This is a genomic window from Delftia sp. SD018, assembly GCF_017355445.1.
Classification (GTDB): Bacteria; Pseudomonadota; Gammaproteobacteria; order Burkholderiales; family Burkholderiaceae_C; genus Comamonas; species Comamonas acidovorans.
In genome coordinates this window covers 1-25108 of record NZ_JADDRN010000037.1, presented here as the reverse complement: position 1 = coordinate 25108, position 25108 = coordinate 1, and the positions used below count along the sequence as shown (strand labels likewise).

The following is a 25108-nucleotide window of genomic DNA, read 5'->3' as shown; positions in this document are numbered from 1 at the left end:
TCAGGGCGATCCGTCCTGCACGTTCAACGCCTGCCCAATCGCATAAAACTGCCCACCCGCCACGTAGTGCAGGCTGCGCAGCGCGGGGTCGGCGTCCTCGAAGTGCCAGTGGCCGTCGCTGAATACGCGGGTGTCGGACCAGGCGCCCACGATCTCGCCGATGAACAGGTCGTAGGCCTGCTGGTTGTGGGGCTCGGGGATCAGCCTGCAGGCCAGCCAGCTGGCGCAGCCGTCCACGAAGGGCAGGTCGAACCCTTCCATGCCGAACAGCTGAACGCCGCTGGTGGCGAGCTTGCCGGCATCGGTGGACAGGCTGAGCGTGCCGACCTGGTGCGTGAGCTGCAACTGGGCGGCCGTGGGCACCTGGATCACGAACATGCCGCTTTGCTCGACCAGGGCGCGCGTGGCCGTGGCCTTGTCCAGCACCACGGTGAGCTTCGGAGGCGCAAAGTCCAGCGCGCAGCACCAGGCTGCGGCCATGACGTTGTCCACGCCGCCATGGCGGGCCGAGACCAGGACGGTGGGGCCGTGGTTGATCAGCCGGTAGGACTTGGCGAGATCGACCGGGGCGATATGCGGGTTCATGCAGGGGTTCCTGAAGGGTTCTGTTTTTGCGCGTGCAGGCGCCGGGTTCATTCGGCCAGCGCCTCGGAACCCACGATATGGACGCCGGGCCTGGCGTTGACAGCAGCCTCTATCAAGGCCTGGGCAATGCGGTGCGCGGGGTTGAGCCGCCAGCGCCGGGGCAGCAGCGGGCCCAGGGCGCCAAGAACGCCGACCATGAAGCGCTCACCCGCGCGGTGCTCGGTGCGCGGGCCGCTGATCAGGCCGGGGCGCACGAAGGTGAGGGAGGCAAAGCCTTGCGCCTGCAGGTCACGCTCGAGCTCACCCTTGACGCGGTTGTAGAAGATGCGCGAGCCGGCGTCGGCGCCCATGGCCGAGTTCAGCACATAGGTGGGCGTGCCATGGCGCCGCGCCAGCTGTGCGGCCAGCAGCGGATAGTCATGGTCCACACGCCGAAACGCCGGCTGGCTGCCGGCTGTCTTGATGGTGGTTCCCAGGGTGCAGACCAGGGCGTCGGCCCGCCACCAGTCGGCGTCTTCGAGCAGGTGCTCGAAATCGACGATGGGGGCGAGCAGCCTGGGATGCGCCGGCAGCGCCCGGCGTACCGGGGCCACGACGCGGGTAATGCGGCTGTCGGCCAGGGCCTGGTGCAGCACCTGGCTGCCCACCAGCCCCGTGGCGCCCACGATCAGCAGTTGCATGGCTTGGTCTTTCGCTTGGTCATTCGATGAGGACGCAGGTCAGCCAGTGTGCCGCAGATCGTGGGGCGGATGGCCGGCTCAGGCGGCCACTGGCCAGTCCGTGTAGCCCTGGGCACCGCCGCCGTAGTAGGCCTCGTGCGGGGCCACGGCCAGCTCCTTGCCGTGGCGCAGGCGGGCCACCAGATCAGGGTTGGCGATGAAGGGGCGGCCGATGGCCACGGTGTCGATCAGGCCCTTGGCGCGGCGGTCCATGGCCAGTTCCAGGTCATAGCCGTTGTTGCCCATGTAGGCGCCGTCAAAGAGCTTGCGCAGCGCGTCCAGGTCCACGCCGGGCGGCAGTTCGCGCGAGCCGCCGGTGGCGCCTTCCACGACGTGCAGGTAGGCCAGGCCGAAGCGGTTGAGCTGGGGGATGAGGTAGCCGTAGAGCGCCATCACGTCGCTGTCCAGCGGCGTGTTGCCGGCGTTGGGCGTGACGGGTGACAGGCGGATGCCCACGCGGTCGGCGCCCCAGACCTTGGCCACAGTGTCGGTGACTTCCAGCGTCAGGCGGGCGCGGTTTTCGATGCTGCCGCCATAGGCGTCGCTGCGGTGGTTGGTGGAGTCGCGCAGGAACTGGTCGAGCAGGTAGCCGTTGGCCGAGTGCACTTCCACGCCGTCAAAGCCTGCACGCTTGGCGCATTCGGCCGCATGGCGGTATTGCTCGACGATGCCGGGGATTTCGCTGGTTTCCAGGGCACGGGGCATGGATACCTCGGCCACGCCGTTGGGCGTGAAGGTGACGCCTTCGGCCTTGATGGCAGAGGGGGCGACAGGGGCCACGCCACCGGGCTGCAGGTCCACGTGCGAGTAGCGGCCCACGTGCCACAGCTGGGCCACGATCTTGCCGCCGGCCGCGTGCACGGCGTCGGTGACCTTCTTCCAGCCGGCGACCTGTTCCTCGGTCCAGATGCCGGGCGTGAGGTTGTAGCCCCGGCCCTGTGCGGAGATGTTGACGGCTTCGCTGATCAACAGGCCCGCGCTGGCGCGCTGGGCGTAGTAGGCGGCGTGCAGTTCGGTGGGCACGCCGTCGTCACCGGCGCGGCTGCGGGTCAGCGGGGCCATGACGAAGCGGTTGGCGAGCGACAGGCCCCCCAGTTGGGTGGGGGAGAACAGATCGGTGTGAAGGCTGTGGTCGGTCATGGTGTGCAGTGGTGGTGGTTGAACAAAAAGGAAGAGGGATGGGTAAGAGGTGAAGAGTTTAAAGTTGACCAGTCGTCTACAAACAAGGCAAATAAAAAGCGGCGGCCAGGCCTGCTCAGCCCAGCAGTCGCTTCGTGGACACAAGGGCTGCGGCAAATGGCTCCTCATGCCGGCCCAGCTTGGACAGCAGGGAGGCGCCCAGCCACAGCTGGTACAGCGATTCAGCCAGCGTGGGGGCGTCCATGGTGGAGGTGATGGAGCCATCGGCCTGGCCGGCGCGCACGCAGTCGGTCAGCCGGGTGATGATGGCGTCGGTGCCGGTGCGCAGCACCGAGCGCATGTCGTCGGACAGGTCGCAGACCTCGGGGCCCAGCTTGACCACGAGGCACTGGCCTCCTGCATGGGCCGAGCACTGGTTCTGCGTCCAATGGCGGAAGTAGGTCATCAGCCGGGAGATGGCCGGATCGGGCGTCTCCATGAGCGCATCGATCTTGGCCAGGTACTCGTCGAAATACTCCTGCAGCAGGGCCTGGCCGAACTCTTCCTTGGACTTGAAGTAGTAGTAGAAGGAGCCCTTGGGCACGCCCGCAGCCGCGACGACCTCGGCCAGGCCGACGGCCGTATAGCCTTTCTGGGTCATCAACGCCTTGGCCACATCAAGGATGTGCTGGCGTGTTTCCTGTGCGGGTTTCTTCATGGGATCGAAGTCTAACGCAAAAACCGACCAGTCGTCTACAAACTTTGTTCCCCCGTCATTCCCGCGGTCGCAAGGCCTGCGCCGTGTCGGGCAAGTCACCCGGGCGGATGATGCGCGCAAGGCCCATCCTGTCGCTCAGAAAGTCGATCAAGGCCCGGGCGGCGCCGGACTGGAATCGGTTGGGCATGTACAGCATGAACATGCGGCCCTGGTTGATGCTGAACTCGTAGTCCTGCATGGCCAGCACGACGCGGCCATCGTCCACCTGGCGGCGCACCATGTAGTCGGGCACCAGCCCCACGCCCAGGCCGCCGGTGATGCAGTCGCACAGGAAAGGGTAGCTGCGCGACATCAGCGTGGGCGTGATGTCCAGCTCCTCCAGCGGCTGGCCGTTCCGCGCAATCTGCAGGCGCACCTTGCCGCTTTCGCCGCCCGATGTGATGAGCGGCGTGCGCGACAGCTCGGACGGGGTCTCCGGCAGGCGGTGGCTGCGCAGCCAGTCGCTGGAGGCGCACAGGCTGTAGCGCACCGGCCCCATGTCGCGCGCCACCAGCATGGGCGGCGGGTCGGACATGACGCGGATGGCGATGTCCACGCTGTCCTTGAGCAGGTTGTCTATGAAGTTTTCCAGGCGGATGTCCAGCACCACCTGCGGATGGGCGCGCTTGAACTCGATCAGCCACGGCGCCATGACCAGGTGGCCGTAGCCGGTGGGCACGCTCAGCCCGATCTTTCCCGAGATGTCGTCCGTGCTGCTTTGGGCCAGTTCGCGCACCAGTTCGGTCTCGTTGAGGATGTTGCGCGCATGGCGGTAGATGCGCCGGCCGACCTCGGTGGCCTCCACGCCCTGGGGCGTTCTGCGCAGCAGCGATGCGCCCAGGGACTTCTCCAGCCGGGCCAGGTGGTAGCTCACGTTGGCCCGCGACATGTTCAAGAACTTTGCCGCCTGGCTCAGGTTTCCGTGTTCGATGATCTGGACAAGGATGTTGAATGCCAGGAGATCCATGCGTTGCGGTCCAAGGGGGTGTCAATATTGTTTGACATGATGTCAACCGCCGCCGCCATTGTCAAAGAGGGTGCGCTGGGCAGAATGGGCCAGCCAGAACACATAAACATTCAAGGAGACAAGATGGCAGGCATCACAAAAAGACAGGCGTTGGCCAAGGGCATGGCGCTGGGCGCCATCGGCGTGGCTGCGTTCGCATCGCTGTGCGGCGCGGCACAGGCCAATACCGATACCGGTGCCTGGCCCGACAGGCCGATTCGCCTGGTCGTTCCCTTCCCGCCGGGCGGGCCCACCGATGGCGCGGCGCGCGTCTACGCCGAGGCGCTGGCGCGCCAGCTGGGCCAGCCCGTGGTGATAGAGAACAAGCCCGGCGCATCGGGCGCGGTGGCGGCAGGCCAGTTCCGCACGGCAGCGCCTGACGGCTATACGCTGATGATGATGGTCACGCCCACCATCATGGCGCCGCATTTCTTCAAGAACGTCAAGTTCCACCCGGCCACGGATTTCGCTCCGGTCACCAAGATCTACGACCTGCCCAATGTGATTGCGGTCAATGCGCAGTCCCTGCCCAAGGTGACGGACCTCAAATCGCTGTTCCAGTACGCCAAGGCGCAGCCCGCCACGCTGGACTACACCAGCTCCGGGGCGGGCAGCTCGGGCCACCTGAGCATGGAACTGATGAAATCCGCCAAGCTGCACACCATGCAACACGTGGCCTACAAGGGCAGCGCGCCCGCCATGAACGACACGCTGGGCGGCGTGGTGCCGGTGATCTATGCGGACATGGTGTCTGCGCTGCCCCATATCCGCAGTGGCCGGCTGAAGGCGCTGGCGGTGGGCACGCCGCAGCGCGTGAAGGCGCTGGACGGCGTGCAGACCATGGCCGAGCAGGGCTTTGGCGGCTATGAGGCATCGTCCTGGGGCGGGCTGGTGGCACCCAGGGACACGCCGCGCGCCATCATCGACAAACTCAGCGCCACCTCGCGCCAGCTGCTGGCCACCGACGAGGTGCGCGACCGTTTCGAGAAGATCGGCGTGACGGCCGCCTACCTCAACCCCCAGGACACCGAGGCCCTGATCCGCAGCGACTACACGCGCTGGGGCGAGGTGGTGCGCACCAACGGCCTGGGCGCGGAGTGAGCCCATGGCCATGAGTCCTATTCCTGCGCAATCCATGTTCCGGCCCCTGCGGGCCGTGCGCTCCCTGGCCGATGTGGAGGCCATCGAAAGCCAGCCCATGGCCGGGCTGATCACGGCGCAAACGGTCTACGACCTCTTTTGCAACTCCGCGCGTGAGCACGGCCAGGGCAGGGCGCTGAGCTTTCTGCCCCAGGCCGGCAGCGTTCATGACGCCCGGCACCTGAGCTATGCCGAACTGCTGGGCAAGATCCACCAGACGGCCAACGCCCTGCATGCGCTGGGCATGGGCGCCAGCGACACGGTGGCCACCCTGCTGCCCGGCTGCATGGAGTACCACTTTGCGCTGTGGGGCGGTGAGGCGGCGGGCATCGTGCAGCCCATCAATCCGCTGCTGAGTGCCGAGAAGATCTCTGCCCTGATGCGGACCACGGGCGCGCGCTTTCTGATCGCCTGGGCGGACGAGGACGATGCCGGCATCCGCGAGAAAGTCACGGCGCTGGATGCGGACCTGGCGCATGTGCTCTGGGTCTCGCATGAAGGCCGGGTTCCCCAAGGAGATAGACAGCGCTGGCCCGCCAGCGATCTGCATGCCGCCCTGGCCGCCCAGCCCTCCGACCGGCTGGTGAGCGGGCGCCAGCCCCAGGCCGGCGACGTGGCGGCCTACTTTCATACCGGGGGCACCACGGGTGCGCCCAAGATCGCCGTGCAGACGCATGGCGCCCAGGTCTACACCGCCTGGGCCAGCGTGCAGATGCAGGGCCTGAACACGGCCGACCGCACCATCAACGGCTATCCGCTGTTCCATGTGGCGGGCGTGCTGCCGGGCTCGCTGGCCTGCTTCTCGGCCGGGGCCCACGTCATCATTCCGACCACCGGTCTGTTCCGCAACAAGGCCGTGATTGCCGGCTTCTGGCGCATGGCGGCGCAGTGGAAGCCCACGCTGATGTCGGCCGTGCCCACGGTGCTGGCCGCGCTGGTGGAGGTGCCGCTGCAGGGGGCCGATGTGTCCTCCATTCGCTACTTCCGCACGGGCGCCGCGCCGCTGTCGCCCGAGGTGGCGGCGCGCTTCAAGGCGCACAGCGGTTTCCATGTGCACGAGAGCCTGGGCATGACCGAGATGACGGGCATCTCCACCATCACGCCGCCCGGCCTGCACGCGGCGGCCGGCCATGTGGGCCTGCGCCTGCCGTTTGCGCGCCTGGCCGTGCGCCGCATGGGGCCGGACGGCAGGCCATCGGACCAGGAAGCCGCGCCCGGCGAAACCGGCATGGTGGTGTTCCAGTCGCCCAACCTGTTTTCCGGCTACCTGGGCGGCATCGCGCCGTCCAGCTACCTCACCGATGACGGCTGGCTGATCACGGGCGACCTGGGCTCGGTCGGCGACGATGGCCTGCTGCGGCTGCGCGGGCGTTCCAAGGACGTCATCATCCGCAGCGGCCACAACATCGATCCGCAAGTGATAGAGCAGGCGCTGGAGCGCCATCCCGCCGCCAAGGCCTGCGCCGCCGTGGGCGCACCCGATGCCTATGCGGGCGAGGTGCCTGTGGCCTTTGTCGCGCTCCACCCCGGCGCCCAGGCCGATGAGACCGAACTGCTGGCCTTTGCCGCAGCCGGCGTGGACGAAGCGCCTGCGCGCCCGCGCTATGTGCGCATCATCGATGCGCTGCCCACCACCAACGTGGGCAAGGTCTACAAGCCGCGCCTGCGCAGCATGGCCGCAGAAATCTACGCCCGCACCCTCGTGGCCCAGGCGCATGAGCGCATGGGCCTGCCGCTGCCGCCCGCGGCCAGCACCACGCACGCGGAAGGCGAGGGCTTTGTGCTGCGCCCGGCCAGGGCGGCTGACCGGAGCCCTTGGGAGCAGGCCGCCGAGGAGTTGGCCTTCACGGGCGAGCCGGTGCGCATCGAGGATGCCGCCTGAACGCTGGGCCGGACCCCATTGCAGCCACCTGGTGAACTGCGCCGGGGCGGTGTGCAATGCGCATAGAATGCAAACCATTCGCATTCAATAACCAATGCGGCGCCATGCGGCCGCACCCCACTCCCCAAGCACGTTCATGCCGTCGGCCCGTTGTGGCGCCGATGGCTGTTTTTTTGTCCTTTGAGGAAGCTGCAATGAAGAAACACTGGATTCTTGTCTCCGCACTCCTGGCCGCCAGCGGCGCCAGCCAGGCCCACCAGATCTGGCTGGAACAGCCGGCCGGCGAAACCGCCGTGATCCGCTTTGGCGAATTCGGCGACAACCTGCGCGAGACATCGCCGGGCCTGCTCGACAAGTTCGGCAAGCCCGTGGCCACCCTGGTGTCTGCCCAGGGCGAGAAGGCGGCCGATGGCCGCAAGACCGGCACCGGCTTTGCGCTGCCCTTCAAGGCCGCCCAGGGCGACAGCATCGTGGCCGAGGATGCCGGCTACCCGCTGTACACCAGCAAGAAGGGCGAGCAGGAACTGCGCAACTGGTACCACCCGGCTGCGCGCCTGATCACCGGCTTTGCCGCCCAGGCCCCGCGCCTCACGCTGGATGTCGTGCCCTCGGGCAAGGCCGGCGAGTTCAAGGTCATCTACAAGGGCCAGCCCCTGCCCAAGGCCAAGGTCGTGCTGACCGTGCAATCGGGCTGGAGCAAGGAAGCCCATGCCGACGAGCAGGGCCTGGTGCAGTTCGACATGCCCTGGAAGGGCATCTACGTGGCCGAAGCCACGCACGACGAGCGCAGCGGCGGTGAGCGCACCGGCCCGAACGGTGCAGAAAAATACGACGGTGTGCACTATGTGACCTCGGTCACCTACGTCAAGCCCGAAGGCGTGGCGCCCATCGCTGCCGGCCCTGCGGCCAAGCCCAACAAGTAAGCGCTGCGGCCAAACACCTTGGCCCGAGACGCAGGCAGCCATGCCTGCCGGCCTCCATGCCTCATGCATGGAGGCTTTTTTATGGACGCTGCAGTAGGAACACATGGGTGGGTGCGGGATTCGTCGTATACGATTGAATATTTCGTAAAGAGAGGGGCGTGGGCTTCAACGCCGCGTTCTAGAGGAGGAAATCCATGTTCAAACGCATACGGTCCCGCGGCCTGGCGCCGCTCCTGGCGCTGTTGTTGGCTGGCTCGGCCAGTCTGGCCCATGCCGATGAAGGCCTGCTGCTGGCCGCTGGCGCCGGCTACCGCAAGCCCGTGCTGGAACTGCTGCAGGCCTTCAGCCAGGCCACGGGCATTCGCGCCGAGGCCAGCTTTGGCAACATGAAGAAGATCGAGACGCAGGCCCGCCAGAACCCCGAGATCGCCGTGCTGATCGGCGACCGCGCCTTTGTCGAGCCCATGCAACTGGCCGAGCGCTACATCACGCTGGGCCAGGGCCAGCTGGTGCTGGTGGCCTCGCGCGGCCAGCGCCTGGAAAGCGTGCAGGACCTGGCCAGGCCCGAATTCAAGCGCATTGCCATCGCCGACCGCAGCAAGGCCGTATACGGCAACGCAGCGCGCATCTGCCTGGAGCGCCTGGGCCTGGCGCAGACGCTGGGCGAACGCCTGGTCGAAGTGGCCACGGTGCCCCAGGTCAGCGCCTATGTGACCACCGGCGAGGTGGATGCAGGCTTCGTCAACAAGACCGAGGCCCTGGCCCTGAAAGACCGCGTGGGCGCCAGCGTGCCGGTGGCGGCCAGCTGCCATCCGCCCATCGAACTGAGCCTGGCCGTTCTCAAGGGCCGCGCCTCATCGCCGCAACTGCAGGCGCTGCTGGACTTCATCGCCACTCCGCAGGCCCGCCAGGTGCTGGAGCGGCACGGCCTTTGATGGGCCACCCTGGCAACTGACAGTCCATGACCGCCTCCGTTTGCGCCCAGGCGCCGCTGGCCCTGACCGCGCATGTCATTGCCTGGAGCCTGATGCTGCAATTGCTGGTGGGCACGGGCCTGGGCTGGCTGCTGGCGCGGCGCCGGTTTGCGGGGCGCCAGCTGGTCGATGCACTGGTCAGCCTGCCGCTGGTGTTTCCGCCCATCGTGCTGGGCTATGGCCTGCTGGTGCTGCTGGGCCGGCAAGGGCTTGTCACCCAGATGCTGCCGGCCGTGCTGCGGCCCGACATCGTGTTTTCGCAAACGGGCCTGGTCATTGCGGCCTTCATTGCCGGGTTGCCGCTCATGGTCAAGCCCACGCAGGCCGCCTTTGCAGGCACTTCGCCACGCCTGCTGGAGGCGGCGGCCATGCTGGGGCACCGCCCCTGGTCGGTGTTCTGGCGCATCGAGATGCCGCTGGCCCGGCGCGGCATTGCGGCCGGCCTGATCCTGTCGGGGGGCCGTGCGTTGGGCGAGGTCGGCCTGTCGCTCATGCTGGGCGGCAACATCATCGGCCGGACGGAAACCCTGTCACTGGCCATCTACAACAACGTATTGGATGGCAATCTGGCCTGCGCCAATCAGCTCTCTGTGCTGCTGGGCGTGCTGGCCATGGCGGCCTTCATGGTGCTCAGGCGGTTTGGCGCGCTGTGAGCAGAGGGCAGGGCCGGGCAGGGCGCAAGCTGGAAAGGACTCAGGGCAGGAACGGTGAGGACAGCAGCCGCAAGCCGATGGAAAACCACCGCTCCTGCGTGCTGCTGCCTGCGCGATTGCCGTAGGTGGCATCGATCTGCACATGTCCAGGCACCAGCCAGTAGCGCAGGCCCATCTGGTAGAAGGGCTTGCCCTGGTTCTGGCCGAATGTCTCGGCAATCAGCCAGGTGCTCTGGCTCAATTGGGCCTCGGTGGCCAGGCCCCAGGTCATGAGGTTGCGATGCGCCTGCGCCGTGCGCAGCCAGCCCACGTTGGTGTGGAAGAACAGCCGGTCATCGCGCAGCGAGAACGTGACGGGCACATAGGCGTACAGATCCCCCCGGCCCTGGCCCTCGTCATTCGGATGCCGCGCATTGCCCACGGCCAGGCCCCAGCCCCAGCCATTGGGCTGCAGTTCCTTGAACAGGGTCTTGCCCTGGATCACCACATCCGTGGTCCGGCTGCTGCCGTCCTCTCGCGTGCGTGCCGCGCCCAGCGTCAGCTCCAGATTGCCCGTGAAATTGCAGGCCGGCTGCGCCCAGAACTCCGTGCTGTCCTTCCTGGACTTGACCCAACTTTCCAGCTGGCAGGACTTGGCATCGACGATGCGGGCATCGTCCGTGATCATGGGGCGAGCCGAGTGGGCCGGGCTGGTGCCGAGACAGGCTGCCAGGCCCAGGGCTGCTGCCGTCCAAAGTGGGTGGGAATTGCGCATGGCCCGCCATCCTAAGGCCGAAAAATGACGCCACCAGAACATTGCTGTGCAAGGAGCGCCACAACAACGGCTGTGCACGGATTTACCCCATATGGCCCCATATGACCCTATATGCCCTTATATGGCTGGCACATCGAGGCACAGACGCAGACCCGCCATCTGCCCGGGCATGTTGGCCAGCGGCAGCTGAAGCTCCGTCAGCAGCATGGCCTGCTGCATGGGATGCTGAAACGGATAGAACGCCGCCGCACCGCCACGGATGCGCCACTCGTGCGGACTGGCCAGCAGCCGGGTGAACGTGGCCACCGCCAACGCCGCCATTCCCCAGGGATTGGCGGCCGCGCGGTTGAGCTGCCCATCGCCAAACTGCGTCAGGCACACATCACCGGACAGATCGCGCTGGGGAACCGCGTCCCCGCACACATACAGCCGCTCCGCGCCCGCCTTCGCAACGTACTCCCACTCATGGTCCCAAGGCAGGCGATAGCCTGTGGCGGCCAAAAAGCGTTGCGCTTCCTCTTGCGTGACATAGGCGGGAAACGGCCCGTCCTCGCTGTAGAAATCAGGCCGCTCCAGCCCATCGCACAGCTCCACATGCTCTTCAATCACCCACTCGAACGTGGGAAAGCGGCCCATCAGAAATGCGGGCACATGCACGGGACCCTCCTGCGCTGCATGGACCACCGGCGCAATCAAGGACCAGTCCTCCGCAGGAATCGAATCGCGCAACGTCGCCAGCCGCTGCGCCGTTGCCCCGTAGGTGAAATCGCCGCCCAGGACCAGGGTCAGCGTTGACTCATGCTGCGCGTCGTAAAAGCAGGGAACCTCCCATGCCGCGCCCTCAGCAGGCTCTGTAGAGACGAATGGTTTGGCGAACTCGAAGCCGCGCGGCAGCCCCTCCAGAATGGCTTGGCAAATCTTTTCGCGGCGGGAGGGCAGGGTGGATTGCCAGGATTGGGGGCTGGCGAGTTCAGGGATGGTGCGCATGGTCGGGACAAAATCACATGACTTCAAACAGATGAAATTTGATGCTGTGCGGATTTTTGCCGAAATCTCCAGGCAGTTCGCCACGCATGGTCAGATCGCACCTCTTGTCTTGCCTGAAAACATCCATCTCGTAGCCCCAGCCTCCGTAATTCAATCGATAGACCCTGATTGAGGAATTTTCATCGTCGGCACAAATTTCATCTTCTTCCAGAATAATCTGGCTACCTATTGGAGGAGGTGCAAGCGAGGTGAAATCGTCTTTGCCGAGATAATTTTCCAATGCTTCAAAAGCCTCATCCATTTGCAGTGGGCTGATACCGAAGTGGGCTTCAAGGGTTTTCAGATCTTGGTGAAAGAATGCGGTCGCCAGCAAGCGGATGTATTTCTCTGCGGTCTCCAGATTTAGTGGATGAAAATTTTGGGTTGTATTCATATGAATGGGCAGCTGCCATGTCTGGATCTTAAATAAAGATTGTAGAACCATTGGTGGAAATTATTTCAATATATGGCCCGTGGCTACTAATATTTGTTTTATTTTTCTAAGCTTCCTGTTACTCCTTCTCGCCAGTACTGCAGATATTTCAGCGAAGTCATTTTCAACAGCCTTGGTGGAGATTTTTCTGTTTTTCATATCATCGATTATTGCGGCATTGGTTTCAAATGTAAGAGCTAGAGCGTTTTCCTTGTGATATGAAAATCTACAAACGCATAGATCATTAATGATGAGTGCGCCATCGGAGTTTTTGCTGTCAAGGAACAATCTCATGTTGGCTGGCTTATTAATCATCTTAAGGATGGTGGATAACCTGAATCCATGGAAATCAAGGCCGCTACCCCATATTTTCCCTTTGAGAGTGTATATCTTGAAGTTGATTCCATGGTTTCTATTAACTATGGAATAATATTTCTCGAATAATTCATGGTCATTCGGATCTCCCTCTCTGGAAAATCCCGTGGATGCCAGGTCTTCTATGCTTTCTGGCACCGTTGCCAATGTTTCAACATTCAGACATATTTCTCCAAATAAATATTTGTTTAAAATAATGCTTATATTTGGGTAATCGATTGTCATAATTGGGCTATGTATCCAACTGTATGGACTTCAATAATACATTTTCCTTTTGCAAAGGGTATCGTGTGGCGGCAAAGAAGGTTAGGCAATCGGCTCTGATTCTTAAGATGTTCAGTCCCACAGTGAGATGCCACGACCAGTAGACCAAGAGTAGGCCGTGGTGCGGCCAAGACCCCTTGGCCTTGTTCGTCGGTCAACTCGAGCGGGGCGCCGATCTGGTCGCATTGGTACCAGTAGGTGCTGTGCTCTTCGCCCGCGCCCTGCACGGTGGCCAGCGGCACAAAGCTCCCCGGCTCGTAGATATAGAGCGCCTGCCTTGCACCGCGTTGGCTGTGCACCATGAGGTCACCATCCCACAGGTAGTGGGTGCTGCCGAAGGCATCGCTCTTGGAGACGCGCCGGCCCAGGGGGTCGTAGGCGTAGCGGGTGGCCTGGGTGACTCCGTGGCGCGTGGTGTTCGATTCGATGAGCTGGTGGTCTGCGTTCCAGGTCAGGTCCAGCACTTCCTGGGTGCCGGCCTTCTGGTTGCCCCGGGTGCGCTTTGTGACGTTGCCGTGCACGTCGTATTCAAAGTGCAGGTCCTGGTAGAAGCGCAGGCGGTTATCACCGACAACGCCCAGGGTGGTTTCCACGGGCTGGCCGTCTTTGCCGGGGATGGAGTCCAGCAGGTTGCCGGCGGGGTCGAAGGCAAACAGTTCGCGGGCCAGCGGGCTGCCTTGTGCGGGCAGGCTGGCGAGGATGCGGCCCGTGTGGCCGTATATACGGATGTATTATGGAATTTTAGATCATAAATATAAACTGCTTGAGTATTGGGATTCGATTTTCGTCTTGCACAAAAGGTTGCCGCAGCGTCAATTTTTGCGTCATTGCTCTATATATCGATAGCGTATTTGAAATTTATTCCATTGAATTTATGAATTTACTGTATTTTTTAATCCAGCCATTATTGCCATAAATTTCGCCAGTTAATCCGTCACTTATTTCTGATATATCTTCAACTCCTTGATAGCTTATTCCAATGACTTCTTGTTCTGCCATTCGTAGAATTCTGAATAAAGCAGAGTCGACTGCGAAAGCGATTAGGAAATCAAAATGAGATTTCTGATTTTCTGAAAGTGATGCATAAAATTCTTGCAACCTCTTTGCTTCATCTGTTTTATATTTCCCGTTTGCACAGTCGGTGACTCTTTCTATAGATGAGTCTCTAACTGTGTGAATAATGTCTTCGCCAAATTTATCTAGTGTTGAATCTTGCATATTATTTATTCCAAGGAATTCTGCTCGGTGTAGTAGCGCCAAGACTTCTAAGTTTTCTCAAGCTCTGCGCAGCCAGTGATCTTGCGGTTTTCTCATCTGCACCACCTTCTTTAAGACATTCTACAGCGATTTTTGTATGCTCCGATATGGTGTTTTTTGACTTCCCAGATTTGCAATCACAACTAAGTCTATCAAACTCTCGACGTTGGCAAGCGGTAATTTTGTCATGATCTATGCCATTGTTTTTCATCCAATCATTGCCAAGGCAGAACATATCATTCATTATTTGTTTGTAATTTGATAGATCATTCCAGGCAGCTTTCGCATGAACATGGTGACCACCAACGGTTTTGTATGAGCCTGTGGCACAAGAGTTAACTAGACCTAGAGGATCAATCCATTCTGTGGTGTTCGGTGCAAACGTATAAAAATTATGATCGCCTAAAAATCTGATTGGATCTTGAGATATAAACTTACCAACCACCGGATCGTAGTACCGAAACCGGTTGTAGTGCAGCCCCGTCTCCTCATCAAACTGCTGTCCCTGAAACCTGAAGGGTTGCTCAACGGGCGGTGGTTGAGGTGATGCTGCGGGCTTTGAACCCCAAGCCCGCGCGCTGATCGGCCGATCATCGGTGCCGGTCCTCAACACGCTGCGCATGACCGCCTCGCCCCAGACCTTGTAGTCCGCCGCCCAGGCCACCTGGCCTTGTTCGTCGGTCAGCTCCAGCGGGGCGCCGATCTGGTCGCACTGGTACCAGTAGGTGCTGTGTTCCTCGCCCGCTCCCTGAATGGTGGCCAGTGGCACAAAGCTCCCCGGCTCGTAGATATAGAGCGCCTGCCTTGCACCGCGTTGGCTGTGCACCATGAGGTCACCATCCCACAGGTAGTGGGTGCTGCCGAAGGCATCGCTCTTGGAGACGCGCCGGCCCAGGGGGTCGTAGGCGTAGCGGGTGGCCTGGGTGACTCCGTGGCGCGTGGTGTTCGATTCGATGAGCTGGTGGTCTGCGTTCCAGGTCAGGTCCAGCACTTCCTGGGTGCCGGCCTTCTGGTTGCCCCGGGTGCGCTTTGTGACGTTGCCGTGCACGTCGTATTCAAAGTGCAGGTCCTGGTAGAAGCGCAGGCGGTTATCACCGACAACGCCCAGGGTGGTTTCCACGGGCTGGCCGTCTTTGCCGGGGATGGAGTCCAGCAGGTTGCCGGCGGGGTCGAAGGCAAACAGTTCGCGGGCCAGCGGGCTGCCTTGTGCGGGCAGGCTGGCGAGGATGCGGCCCGTGGGGTCGTAGCGGAAGTCCTGGCGGCCGCGCAGGGAGTCGGCACGGGCGATGAGCTGGCCTGCTGCGTCGTAGGCGTAGCCGCGCTCCAGCGTGGCGTTGGGGCTGCCGGGCCGGATCACGTGGCCGCTGCCTTGCAGCGCGGCGCGGTGGCGCAGCAGACGCCCGGCAGGGTCCCAGTCGTAGCGGCTGGACAGGGCACCCTGGGTGCGGCGCACTTCGCGGTGCAGGGCGTCGCGTTCCATGTCGGCGATGACCTGGTGCGCGGCCGGAGGCTGGTCAGGGCCTTGCGCCGCAGAGATGTTGATCTGGTGCAGGTGGCCCGAGCCATAGAACAGCCAGTGCAGGGTGCGGCCATCAGGCATGCGGGTGTGGGTGCGGTTGCCCAGTTCGTCGTAGCCGTGCGAAAGGCTACGCTGCAGTTTCTGGCGGGCCTGGCCTGTGGCATTGCCGAGAGCCTGCAGGGTCTGGGTCTCGCTGAGCAACTGACCCACGGGGTCATAGGCAAAGGCCAGGTGGGAGGCGGCGTTGCCGGCCTGGGTCAGGCGGCCCAGGGTGTCGTAGCGGTAGGTGGTTTCTTCCACGGGGCCGGTGTGGCCCAGGGCGCGCTTGGCCAGCAGACGGCCCAGGGCGTCGCGCTCGAAGCAGGTGACCTTGCCGGGCCCGGCGTCGCTGCCACCGGCCTCGATGACGTGGGTCAGTTCACCGGCGGCGTTGTAGATGTAGCGCTGCCAGCGGCCGTCGAAGCCGACTTCGTCGGTGAGCTGGTCGCGCAGGTCGTAGCGGAAGTGGGTGCGGGCGTGGTTCTCGTTGTCCAGGGCAATGAGGCGGCCGGCTTGGTCGTAGTGGTAGGTGAGGCTGCGGCCTGCGGCGTCAATCCGGGTGAGCGGGCGGCCCATGCCGTCGTAGGTGTAGCGGGTGCTCTGGCCCATGGGGTCGGTGTAGGCCAGCAGGTGGCCTTCGCCGTTCCAGGCGTAGAGGTGGGTGGACTCTGCGGGCTGATGGCCTTGAGCTGACGGGGCAGATGGTTCGATGACGCGTATCAGCTGGCCTGCGTCGTTGTATTCGTAGCGGGTCTGCTGGCCCAGCGCATCGGTGCGCAGCACGGGCTGGCCCAGGGCGTCGTAGGCGAAGCGCGTGGTCTGGCCCGAGCAGTCGGTGTAGGCCACAAGGCGGTCGGCCTCATCCCAGGCCAGGTGCTTGGAGCCTCCCTTGGCGTCAATGACTTCCACGGTGCGGCCCCGGGCGTCATGGCGGTAGCGTGTGGTGCGGCCCAAGGGGTCGGTGGCCTGCACAAGGTGGCCCCGGCTGTCGTATTCCTGTTGCCATTCATGGCCCAGGGCGTCGCGCAGCGTGGTGACCAGGTCCAGCGGGTTGTATTCCAGCGTGGTGGCATGGCCCATGGCGTCGATGATCTGGACCAGGTTGCCGCGTGCATCGCGGCGCAGGGTGGTGCGGCGGCCCAGGGGGTCTATGCGGCCTGTGGAGGCGCCGGTGGCATCGGTGGGGGTCTGCTCGATGATCTGTTCGGGTGTGCCTTCCGCGATGACGGTGGCAATGATGTTGAAGCGCGCATCCCAGTGGTAGGCGGTGGTGCGGCCCAGGCCGTCGGTGTGGCGCGTGACACGCTCATGGGGCAGGTAGGTGAAGCGGTCGTCGTCCTGGCCGGGCACCGGCGTGTCGGCGCACCAGGAGCGCAGCACGCGGCCTTGGGGTCCTTCGATGTCGTACTGGGCGAAGTAGCGATGCCCGCTGGATTTGCGGTAGCCCACCAGCACGCCGGAGCGCCAGGCGTATTGGCGGTAGGGCTGGCTGCCGTGGCGGGTGGAGATGAGCTGGCCCTGGGCGTCGTAGGCGTACTGGGCCAGGGTCTGCGGGGCGTGCTCCGGGGTATGCAGGACCACGGCAGTCAGGCGTGCGCCGGCAAAGGCATCCAGCGGTAGTGTGTCTGGCGCGCTCCAGTGCAGGTGCAGGCGGCGGCCTGCGGTGTCGCTCAGGCCAGCGAGCAGGGGGCGGGCAAAGGGCGCGGGTGGCTTGCCCTGTGTGGCAGGGGCAGCACCCTGGCCTGCGGCGTAGCGTGCACTCCAGGTCTGCGTTGTGGCGGGTTCGTCCGAGCCCACGGCGTATTTCCAGTGCAACTGAACGATGTTGCCGTCGCGGTCCTGGAGCGCCGCCAGCGGCAGGCGCCATTGCTCGGGCGCTTCGCGGCGGAAGAGGCGGGACAGGCCTTCCTTGTAGGTGATGGCCCAGAGGTCGGGTGCGGGGTGGCTGAGCGTGAACTTTTCATAGATGTCGAAATGCTCGGCTCCCACGGCCAGGGAGGGCAATGTGACGTACAGGCCTGTGTCGTCTGCCAGCACGCAACCATCGGCCGACAGGCGCAGTTCCTGCGTGAATTCATGACTCCAGCCCCGGCCCCAGGGGCTTTCTTCGGCAAGGCCCGAGATGTAGCGGCGCCGCCAGACGATGGGGATGGGGCCTGCCAGGGTGAAATCGGTTTCGTCCAGGTGCTTCTGGCCGGTGGAAAGGATGACGGGAAAACGTGTGGCGCACTGCGAGCAGGGGCCCTTGCCATCGGGCTTCTTGGTGTCGCTGTGCTCGGTGGTGGGGTGCTTGTCGTTGCTGCCCTCACTTTGGGTTTTGCGCTTGTAGCGTTTGCCAGCCAGGGCCGCCAGCAGGGCGGCGCCGCTGCCCATCAGCCAACGGGCAAGCTGCATGCGGGCATTCTCCAGCTGTGCGGGCGTCATTTCTGATCCCCAGTTGGCAGTGATGTTGCGAATTTCTTCTGCAGCCTGTACCGCTGCCTGTCCGGTGCCTACGGCCCGATTGACCAGCACGGCTCCTCCTGCGGCTTGACCCAGCACGGGCACGCCTTGAACGGCCGTTGCTGCGACGGATACGGCAAGCCCCATGTACGTTTCGGGGTCCTTTAGCATTTCCATCACCGCCTGGGCTTCGGCTTCGGCTGCTGCCCCGAAGTGGCGGGCTTCCAGGCCTTTGAGGATCTTGCCGCCGTTCTCGATCATCTTGGCGGTTTCAGGCGCCAGTTTGATCAGGATGGCATTGGTCAGCGTGGTGACGCCGTTGACCACCATTTCGCCCGCTTCATGGACGACAGACTTGACGTAGGTGACGTGCTGGTTGACGTGGTCCTTGACCTTGGTGAACAGGCCCACGATGACACTGACCGGATCGTGCTTGCCGGTATCCATGGCGCCGTAGCGGTTGGCCATGTCGGTGCCGTATTCCTTGACGGTGCCCAGCGGAACCTTGATGGCGCTGCTGTTGTTGGAGTGCCAGGCCACGCCGGGGTCGCCCTTGGGCTTGAGGTGGACCGGGGTGGCCGGGTCAAAGGTCCAGGCGTTGGCTGTCTGGGTGATGGCGCCATCGCCGCCGCTGAAGATGTGCGTGCCCATGGTGTTCAGGACTCCTTGCTTTGCAGAAAGCGGGCCGAGAAGGTCTGCGTTGCCGCGCCGTTGCCGCTGTGGATGGGGTGTGCGTTGCTAGTGGACTGGATGCGGATGGTGCGTTCCAGTGCCACGGCGGCCACTTCCTCGCCTTCATCCAGCGCCCAACTGAGGATGGAGTTGGGCGGGCGTGCATCGTGGCGAAGGCGCTGGGCGGCCAGGGCCCAGTGCAAAGGGCCGGTGGCGGCGCCGACCTGGCCGGTCATGGCGGCAGGTTCCCAGGTGTCGGGCTGGAAGCTTCCGTCCAATCTGGCTCTGGCCATGATCTGGATGGCTGCTCGCCAGTCCGATCCGTCGAAATCAGAGACGGCACAGCCAACGTGCTCCTCTTTCCAGCCAGCGCCGTTCAGGGCGCCGCGCAGAACCTGGGCAAGCGGCGCTGCATCCGCCTGCTGCTGCGGCAGCCTGTGGGGCCCTGCGCCGCGTGCCAGCGCGGGTGCGTGGAGCACCAGATGGCGGTCATCCCGGTAGTACGTGTCTGCTGCGGCCCGCAGCAGCAGGGCGGCAGCAGCTTCACCGGAGATGCGCCCGTGAGGGCGGCTGTCTGTCAACAGGGCTGACTGGGCATGGGCTTGTACGAGGGTGGTTTCGTCCAGCAGGCTGTCTACGGCCAACAGCAGGGCATGGTCATTGGCTGAGGTGGGCGTGCCCAGGCTCTGCAAGGCGGCATAGCCTGCGCCATGACCGCCGAATACGGGCGTGCACGGTATGTCGATCAGGGGGGCTGATGCCTGCGGGCCTGCCCAGCGTTCCAGTGCAGCCAGCGTCTGGCGCCACAGCGCAGTGGCATCGTCCGCGGATAGACGTTGGGGCACTGCGAGCAGGATGCGGCGGGGCAGCGCCACTGTGTCGTTGGCGGGCCGGGCCTGCAGGTCCGCCACCAGGTCGGCCAACGCGGCGCCCAGCAGCTTGGCAAGGCGTGGCGTGTCCTGCGCGCTTTCAGTGATTTCTGGACAGGGTGCGATGGTGACGGGGTGCGGGCTGACGGCGGCCACGACGAGCTTGCGCATGCGCTTTTGCATTCCGGCCCAGGAAGCGGCGGACTGCCAGGCGCTGGTCCCTATGCAGGTGACTGCCCCGGCATGCTGGATGCGCCACAGGCCGTGAGAGTGGGGTGTCGTGTTCGATGCAGACATGCGGGAAGTCATTGCTGGGCTGCGATGGCAGCGGGTGCGTTTTCATGGGCCGTGAGATGGACCACGGCGATGCGTTCCTGTGCGGGCAGGGGCAGCAGTGCGCGCCACAGCAGTGAGGCATCGGCCTGCTCCGTGTCTACCGCCAGCGTGTCCCACCGCAGTTCCTGCGGAGGCAAAAGGGTGCCGCCGGCTGTTTCTGCCTGCGCCACAAGCGCCACGCGCGGCCACACAAAGCGCAGCAGCGGTTCATCGCCCATGTGGTGCAGAGTCAGCACGTCGCCGGCAAGCGGCGGATGAGGAAGCTGCAGCGACTCGGGGGCAGCGTTGCGGTGGCGCAAATCGTGGTCCAGAGGCAGCAGCGGGGCACGGCTTTGGCGCCAGGCATCGTCAAAGCTGCCTTGCAAGCCGCGACGTGGCTGGTGGTGGGGCGGTACCAGGCCCAGGCCAAGGGCCTGGTCCGGTACGGTGTCGTCCCAGTGCTTGATGGGCCTGTCCAGTGCTTGCATCCATGGCAGGGGAGACGAGGCCGCCTGCGCTGCCGTGCCGTAGAAACCCATGCCGTCTGGGTTGCGTTCGTCCACGAGCACGTTGTCCTTGGCATCCAGGGTCTGCCCGCCAAAGGCAAAGGGCCGCAGCAAGGGGATGCGAAGTGACGGCCCCAGTTCCTTGGCCGACAGCTGGCCGAAGTCCTTGAGCCACAGGCGCGGGCTGAACGCCCGCAGTGCGGCCAGGCGGTGCTGGCGCCCCTGGCTTGCATAGTCCACGGCGACGTCGATGCTGGAGGCCGGGCGCCCGTTCGGCGATACGGCACAGGCGTCGAGCAGCAGGTCAAACCACGGCTTGGGCGGTACATGCTCCGGTTCACAGACCATCCAGGGCTGCTGGGCACGCGGCTGCAGCACGGCCGCCTGGATTTCGTCCTTTGCAAGGCTGCCCAGAGGGCGCAGCACGCCGGCACGATGAATGGAACGCTGGCGCTCGGCAGGCCGCAGCCTTGGAATGCCCGTGGCGCTGGCCGCCAGTTCCCAGGTTCCCTTGGCAACGAGGGCCAGCATGTGCTTGCCCTGCGCGTCCATATGGGGAAAGGCCTGGGCGGCAAACGGGGTGTTGTTGACGATGCTGCAGTTCATGGCGCCGCCGCTTTGTCTTCCAGGCTGCTGATGAGCTGGATCGTCTCTACCGCAGTCATCTGCCGTTGGGCATGGTCTTCGTGCGACAGGGGGAACGGCCGGCCGGTGTTGGCAGCGTGCTCCACATAGAGCCAACGGCGCAGGCTGTGGCCTACATCGAAGGCTTCTTCCAGCGGCAGCAGCGTGTGCAATGGCTGTCCGGCGCGCAGGCGGATACCGTCCAGCGCCCAGAGGCGCTCCTTGAGCGCGGGGTCTGTCCAGTCGCTGATATGCCCGGGCTCCAGCCCCTGGCAGCCATTGGCGCAAAAGACCTCGCAGGCCAGGGCGCGCAGTGCGGCGATGCGCGCGGGCGCCTGGCCATGCGTGTGGGTGAGTTCGCCTGGCACCTTGCCGAATACCAGCCGCAGCAGATCGCGTTCGGCCGGCGTGACAGGCCTGTCTTGCTGCTCGATAAAGCGCAGGGTGGGCAGCAGCGCTGGCAGACGGCCGGCCAGCGCCACGGCGCGCAGCACTGTGTCGGGAGGAAGGCGCAGGCCTTGCGTGACTGCGGCAAGTGCCTGCTCGGGCTGGCGGGCAGTCCACAGTGCCATGGCAGTGTCTGCGGCCGAGGCCCAGAGTCCGGGGTGGGAGGCTTCCGTGGGGCCGTCGTTGGCAGTGAGGCGTTCTATATAACGCGCAAGCTCCCGCTGCAGCAGGCCGCCACCGGCTACGCACAGGACCTCCAACGCACGGCGTTGCAGCGCCAGGTCGTAGCCTTGCAGCACTGCGGCCAGCCGGGGCGCGGCCTGATCGGGCAATTGGCCCATGCGTGCGCAGGCCAGCAGGCAGGCTTCAGTGTCAGCGCCACGTTTGGCCGCTGCGTGTACCGCGTCCAGGTGGATTGGCAATGCCAGCAGGCCCGCCAGTTCCACCCCCAGGGCCAGCAAGCGGTCGTCGCTGGATGACAGCAGCAGGCCGCAGGTGTCGTCGGCGGCATGGAACCACAGGCCATCACGCACGGCAACGGGCTGCTCCTGGAGCAATTGCGCAATCAAGGCAAGGCGCTGCGTGGCATCTGCCTCGTGGGCTTCGGAAAGGGCGATGCGGACAAGCACCGCGCCGGCACGGTCAGTGGGCAGGGCCTGTGCATGGGAGGCAGCAGCTTCGTCCTGGGCTGCGGTGCCGCCGTAGTAGCGGCAGGCTGCCATCAGCATGTCCAGCCGCTGGTCTGTGGCCTTCAGGGCTCTGAGGGTGTGTTCGGTACGAAGCAGGGGCGCCCGGCGGCCATAGGCGCGGATGGCCGTGGCCAGTTGGCGCGACAGCATTCCGGGCAGCGGCGGGGCGGCATTGGCGCGGGAAAGAATGGTTGGCGTGTTCATGCGGTCGAGGCGAAGGAAAGGGCGTGCGGGCATTCCGCGTTCGCTGAGAGCGTTGCCTTCGGCGGCCTGGTCAATTCAGTTCGATGGAGCCGCCTTCAATGCGGTGGGTTTCGACGGCGGCGGCCGTGATGGTCTGGCCCCGGACCTGCACCTGCCCATCGCGGGTGAACTGCAGGCGCGTGTCGGCGCAGTGGACCAGCACGCTTTGCACGGCTTCCAGCTCCAGGCTGGCCACGCGCAGGCTGAGCGCGCCGCTGGCGCGGTCAAATTCCCAGGGCGGGCAGGCGGGCGCACCCGCTGCAGGCCAGGCGGCGACGATCAAGGGGGCAAGATCTTGCTGCCCTGGCTCTGGAGCCGGCATGGCGACCAGCACGTTTTGCCCGCTCACCAGCCTGGGCAGGTGGGTGGAGGCAACGGCCTGCCATTGCTGCCCCAGACATTGGATGGCGATACTGCCGTCCTCCTGCTGGGGATTCAGGACCTCCGCGGGCTGCAAGCCCGAGGCCATGTCGGTAGATTGCGCCTGCGCTGGGCGTTGCAGTGCGGTCATGGATGTGCTCCTGGGAAATTGGGGTGAGGGCGGCCGTGGCGGGGATGTGAATCAGTTTTCATGGATACCGCCGGAGGAGGTCGTGACGTCGTTGGCACCGATGAGCTGGATGCTGTTGCCGTTGACGGTGATGGTTCCGTCGGCCTTGAGCACAAGGCTGCTGCTGCCCACGGTGATGGCGACGCTTTGCGCGTCCATGGTGATGTTTGAGCCGCCGCCGCCACCACCCGAGCCGCTGTCGGACGGCGCAACCACGTTGCTGGCCAGACCGCCCCCACCTGCCGACGATCCGCCACCGCCGCCACCTCCAACGGTCAGCGAGTACGTGGTGCCGACCGTGGTCGTCTTGGTGCTGCCCACGCTGGTGGACTGACTGCTGCCCACGCTCGTGGTCTGGGTGCTGCCCACGATGGTGGCCATGATGGCGCCCACGTTTAGGTTGTAGGCGACGCCGACGTTTTCCATGCGCCCCACGCCCACGTTCTGCATGTAGGCGATGCCGATGGTCTCGGTCTTCATCTTGCCCACCTTGATCGACCAGTTGTTCCCGATCTTGTCCTTCTCGTTGCGGCCTATGGTCTTGCTGCGGTTCTTGCCGATGGAGATGTTCTCGTCGATGCCGACATCCTCATTGCGGTTGTCGCCAATGCTGATCTTCTCGTTGTGGTCCACCCGCTCCGTGCGGTTGTTGTGCACGGTGATGGTCTCGTCGCGGTCCACGGTCTCGGTGCGGTCGCGGTGGATGACGTTGGTTTCATCCCGGTCGATGGTCTTGCGCCGGTCGTTGCCCACCCATTTGTCCTCGTCGTTCTCGACTTCGGTGAGCTGGTCCTTTTGCGCATGCAGCCACAGCTGTTCGGCGCCCGCCTTGTCCTCGAAGCGGATGGCGTTGGCGTCGCCCTGGCCGTTCTTCATGCCCGCGCCCGGTGCGCCGCCCTTGCTGGATCTGGTCTTGATGCCCGATTGCGTGGCGTTGGCCGGCAGCGCCCAGGGCGGCATGTTGGAGGCGTTGTAGACGCAACCCATGACGATGGGGTAGTCCGGGTCGCCGTTGAGGAAGTCCACGATGACTTCCATGCCGATGCGCGGGATGTGCACCGCGCCAAAGCCCGGCCCGGCCCAGCTGGTGGCCACGCGCATCCAGCAGCTGGAGTTCTCGTTCATGCCGCCGATGCGGTCCCAGTGGAACTGCACCTTGACGCGGCCGTACTGGTCGCACCAGATCTCTTCGCCTGCGGGGCCGACGACGACGGCGGTCTGCGGGCCCGTGGTGCGTGGTTTGGCGGTGATGCGCTCGGGTTTGAAGGGCAGGCTGGTGGGCTGGGCCTGGAGCACGAATTTCTGTGTCGAGCCCTCGCCGCTGCCTCCGTCGCTGACGCGCGGGTTTTCTTCGAAGGCGTAGTCCACGGCCGTGACCAGGTAGGCCTGGTTCTGGTCGCCGCGCGGGTAGTTGTCCAGCGTGAAGGTGTAGCCCGGCGCCATGGCGCGGTGGTTGGAGCTGCCCTGCACCGTGCTCTGGCGCGTGAGGCTTTGCTGCAGGCGCACGCGGATGTAGTCCTCGCCGTCGCCGGTCTCGGTGTAGCCGCCCGGCCATTCGTAGATTTCGTAGGCGTCGTGTGCATGGCCGGGCGGGTTGCGGCGCATGTTGGACAGCTCGGCGCGGGGCTTCTTGAAGTCGTAGTCGTCGTTGTAGTGCCGGCCGGGCTTGACGCGCTGGTGCAGTTCCCAGGCGTGTATGCATTCCTCGCGCGCCACGGCGGCCTTGCCGGGCGGGTGGAAGGGGATGACGGCGCCGCCCTGCAGCGGGTCGTGCGAGGCGACGATGTCGTCGCCCAATGTCAGCACATGCTGGCCCGCGCTGTGCTGGTGGTAGTAGCAGATGCCCTCGTGCTCCATGAGGCGCGAGACGAACTGGAAGTCCGTCTCGTTGTACTGCACGCAGTACTCCCAGGTGCGGTAGGAGCGCGTCAGGCGCTGCTGCATGGGGTGGCCGTAGATGCCCAGGACCTCGTTGATGATGTCCGGCACGGTCTTGTTCTGGAAGATGCGAAAGTCGCTGCGGCGCGTGGCCAGCCACAGCCAGGGCGACAGGCGCGCGCGGTACAGGAAGTTGCGGTGCTCGTCCTGGCCGCGCATGCCAAACGCCGTGACCAAACCATCGATGTAGCGTTTGCCGCCGTCCTGGGTCTCCACCACCACGGTGGCGCCCTTGCCCAGCAGGGCCTTGGGATCGATGCTGTCGCTTTCGCTGAGCAGGTCGATCTCCAGGGCGAACAGATGGCTGATTTCCTCGCGACCCTGCAGCCGGCGCAGCTGCAGCTGGTCTGCCAGGGGGGTGTTGATGGTGACTCTGCGTGTCATGGTG

At 64.4% G+C, this 25108-nt stretch carries 22 protein-coding genes; 5 read left to right on the top strand and 17 right to left on the bottom strand.

Features of this window, described 5'->3' with window-relative positions; all coding sequences use genetic code 11:
* From INR38_RS25800 to INR38_RS25780, 5 genes are all read right to left on the bottom strand, one after another.
* Positions 1-585, bottom strand: coding sequence for a flavin reductase family protein (locus tag INR38_RS25800; RefSeq protein WP_207444245.1), 585 nt, complete (start codon positions 583-585; stop codon positions 1-3).
* A gap of 47 nt (positions 586-632) precedes the next feature.
* Positions 633-1265: an NAD-dependent dehydratase gene (locus INR38_RS25795; protein WP_207444246.1), complete on the bottom strand. Its 633-nt coding sequence runs from the start codon at positions 1263-1265 to the stop codon at positions 633-635.
* A 78-nt stretch (positions 1266-1343) separates the two neighbouring features.
* Positions 1344-2444 (bottom strand): alkene reductase, encoded by a 1101-nt coding sequence (locus INR38_RS25790; RefSeq protein WP_043823061.1) that lies wholly within the window; start codon positions 2442-2444, stop codon positions 1344-1346.
* A 115-nt stretch (positions 2445-2559) separates the two neighbouring features.
* Positions 2560-3141, bottom strand: coding sequence for a TetR/AcrR family transcriptional regulator (locus INR38_RS25785; protein WP_207444247.1), 582 nt, complete (start codon positions 3139-3141; stop codon positions 2560-2562).
* Positions 3142-3196: 55 nt separating this feature from the next.
* Entirely contained in the window at positions 3197-4147 is a 951-nt protein-coding gene (locus tag INR38_RS25780) for a LysR family transcriptional regulator (protein ID WP_207444248.1), read from the bottom strand.
* Between the two features lie 123 nt (positions 4148-4270).
* Here INR38_RS25780 and INR38_RS25775 point away from each other — a divergent pair, with 123 nt between their 5' ends.
* From INR38_RS25775 to INR38_RS25755, 5 genes are all read left to right on the top strand, one after another.
* Positions 4271-5287, top strand: coding sequence for a tripartite tricarboxylate transporter substrate binding protein (locus tag INR38_RS25775; protein WP_207444249.1), 1017 nt, complete (start codon positions 4271-4273; stop codon positions 5285-5287).
* A 4-nt stretch (positions 5288-5291) separates the two neighbouring features.
* Positions 5292-7208 carry an AMP-binding protein gene (locus INR38_RS25770; protein ID WP_207444250.1) on the top strand — a complete coding sequence of 639 codons (1917 nt, stop codon included), beginning with the start codon at positions 5292-5294 and terminating at the stop codon, positions 7206-7208.
* A gap of 194 nt (positions 7209-7402) precedes the next feature.
* The gene (locus INR38_RS25765; RefSeq protein WP_207444251.1) at positions 7403-8131 is read left to right on the top strand and encodes a DUF4198 domain-containing protein; all 729 of its coding nucleotides are present in this window, start codon (positions 7403-7405) and stop codon (positions 8129-8131) included.
* A gap of 194 nt (positions 8132-8325) precedes the next feature.
* Positions 8326-9066: a molybdate ABC transporter substrate-binding protein gene (gene modA, locus INR38_RS25760; protein WP_207444252.1), complete on the top strand. Its 741-nt coding sequence runs from the start codon at positions 8326-8328 to the stop codon at positions 9064-9066.
* A gap of 26 nt (positions 9067-9092) precedes the next feature.
* Positions 9093-9758, top strand: a complete 666-nt coding sequence (locus INR38_RS25755) for an ABC transporter permease subunit (protein ID WP_207444253.1) — start codon at positions 9093-9095, stop codon at positions 9756-9758.
* A gap of 40 nt (positions 9759-9798) precedes the next feature.
* Here INR38_RS25755 and INR38_RS25750 read toward each other — a convergent pair whose 3' ends face one another.
* From INR38_RS25750 to tssI, 12 genes are all read right to left on the bottom strand, one after another.
* Positions 9799-10512: a hypothetical protein gene (locus INR38_RS25750; RefSeq protein WP_207444254.1), complete on the bottom strand. Its 714-nt coding sequence runs from the start codon at positions 10510-10512 to the stop codon at positions 9799-9801.
* Between the two features lie 117 nt (positions 10513-10629).
* Positions 10630-11499, bottom strand: coding sequence for a hypothetical protein (locus INR38_RS25745; RefSeq protein ID WP_207444255.1), 870 nt, complete (start codon positions 11497-11499; stop codon positions 10630-10632).
* A gap of 13 nt (positions 11500-11512) precedes the next feature.
* A complete protein-coding gene (locus tag INR38_RS25740) occupies positions 11513-11932 on the bottom strand; it encodes a hypothetical protein (protein WP_232245182.1) in 420 nt (139 codons plus the stop codon).
* A 60-nt stretch (positions 11933-11992) separates the two neighbouring features.
* Positions 11993-12571, bottom strand: coding sequence for a hypothetical protein (locus tag INR38_RS25735; RefSeq protein ID WP_207444257.1), 579 nt, complete (start codon positions 12569-12571; stop codon positions 11993-11995).
* Positions 12568-13203, bottom strand: coding sequence for an RHS domain-containing protein (locus tag INR38_RS28840; RefSeq protein WP_347566771.1), 636 nt, complete (start codon positions 13201-13203; stop codon positions 12568-12570). Before INR38_RS28840 ends, INR38_RS25735 begins: the two co-directional genes overlap by 4 nt.
* A gap of 265 nt (positions 13204-13468) precedes the next feature.
* Complete coding sequence (locus INR38_RS25725) at positions 13469-13828, bottom strand: hypothetical protein (protein ID WP_207444258.1); 360 nt, start codon at positions 13826-13828, stop codon at positions 13469-13471.
* Between the two features lies 1 nt (position 13829).
* A complete protein-coding gene (locus tag INR38_RS25720; protein WP_207444259.1) occupies positions 13830-18518 on the bottom strand; it encodes an RHS repeat-associated core domain-containing protein in 4689 nt (1562 codons plus the stop codon).
* 5 nt (positions 18519-18523) lie between these two features.
* Positions 18524-19705 carry a hypothetical protein gene (locus tag INR38_RS25715; protein WP_207444260.1) on the bottom strand — a complete coding sequence of 394 codons (1182 nt, stop codon included), beginning with the start codon at positions 19703-19705 and terminating at the stop codon, positions 18524-18526.
* A gap of 8 nt (positions 19706-19713) precedes the next feature.
* The gene (locus tag INR38_RS25710) at positions 19714-20835 is read right to left on the bottom strand and encodes a DUF2169 domain-containing protein (protein WP_207444261.1); all 1122 of its coding nucleotides are present in this window, start codon (positions 20833-20835) and stop codon (positions 19714-19716) included.
* Positions 20832-22193 (bottom strand): hypothetical protein, encoded by a 1362-nt coding sequence (locus tag INR38_RS25705; protein ID WP_242699192.1) that lies wholly within the window; start codon positions 22191-22193, stop codon positions 20832-20834. The genes INR38_RS25710 and INR38_RS25705 overlap by 4 nt, the downstream gene beginning before the upstream one ends.
* 70 nt (positions 22194-22263) lie before the next feature.
* Positions 22264-22743 (bottom strand): hypothetical protein, encoded by a 480-nt coding sequence (locus INR38_RS25700; RefSeq protein ID WP_207444262.1) that lies wholly within the window; start codon positions 22741-22743, stop codon positions 22264-22266.
* A 51-nt stretch (positions 22744-22794) separates the two neighbouring features.
* On the bottom strand, positions 22795-25104 hold the full coding sequence (tssI, locus tag INR38_RS25695) for a type VI secretion system tip protein VgrG (protein ID WP_207476007.1): 2310 nt from the start codon (positions 25102-25104) through the stop codon (positions 22795-22797).
* Between the last annotated feature and the right edge of the window lie 4 nt (positions 25105-25108).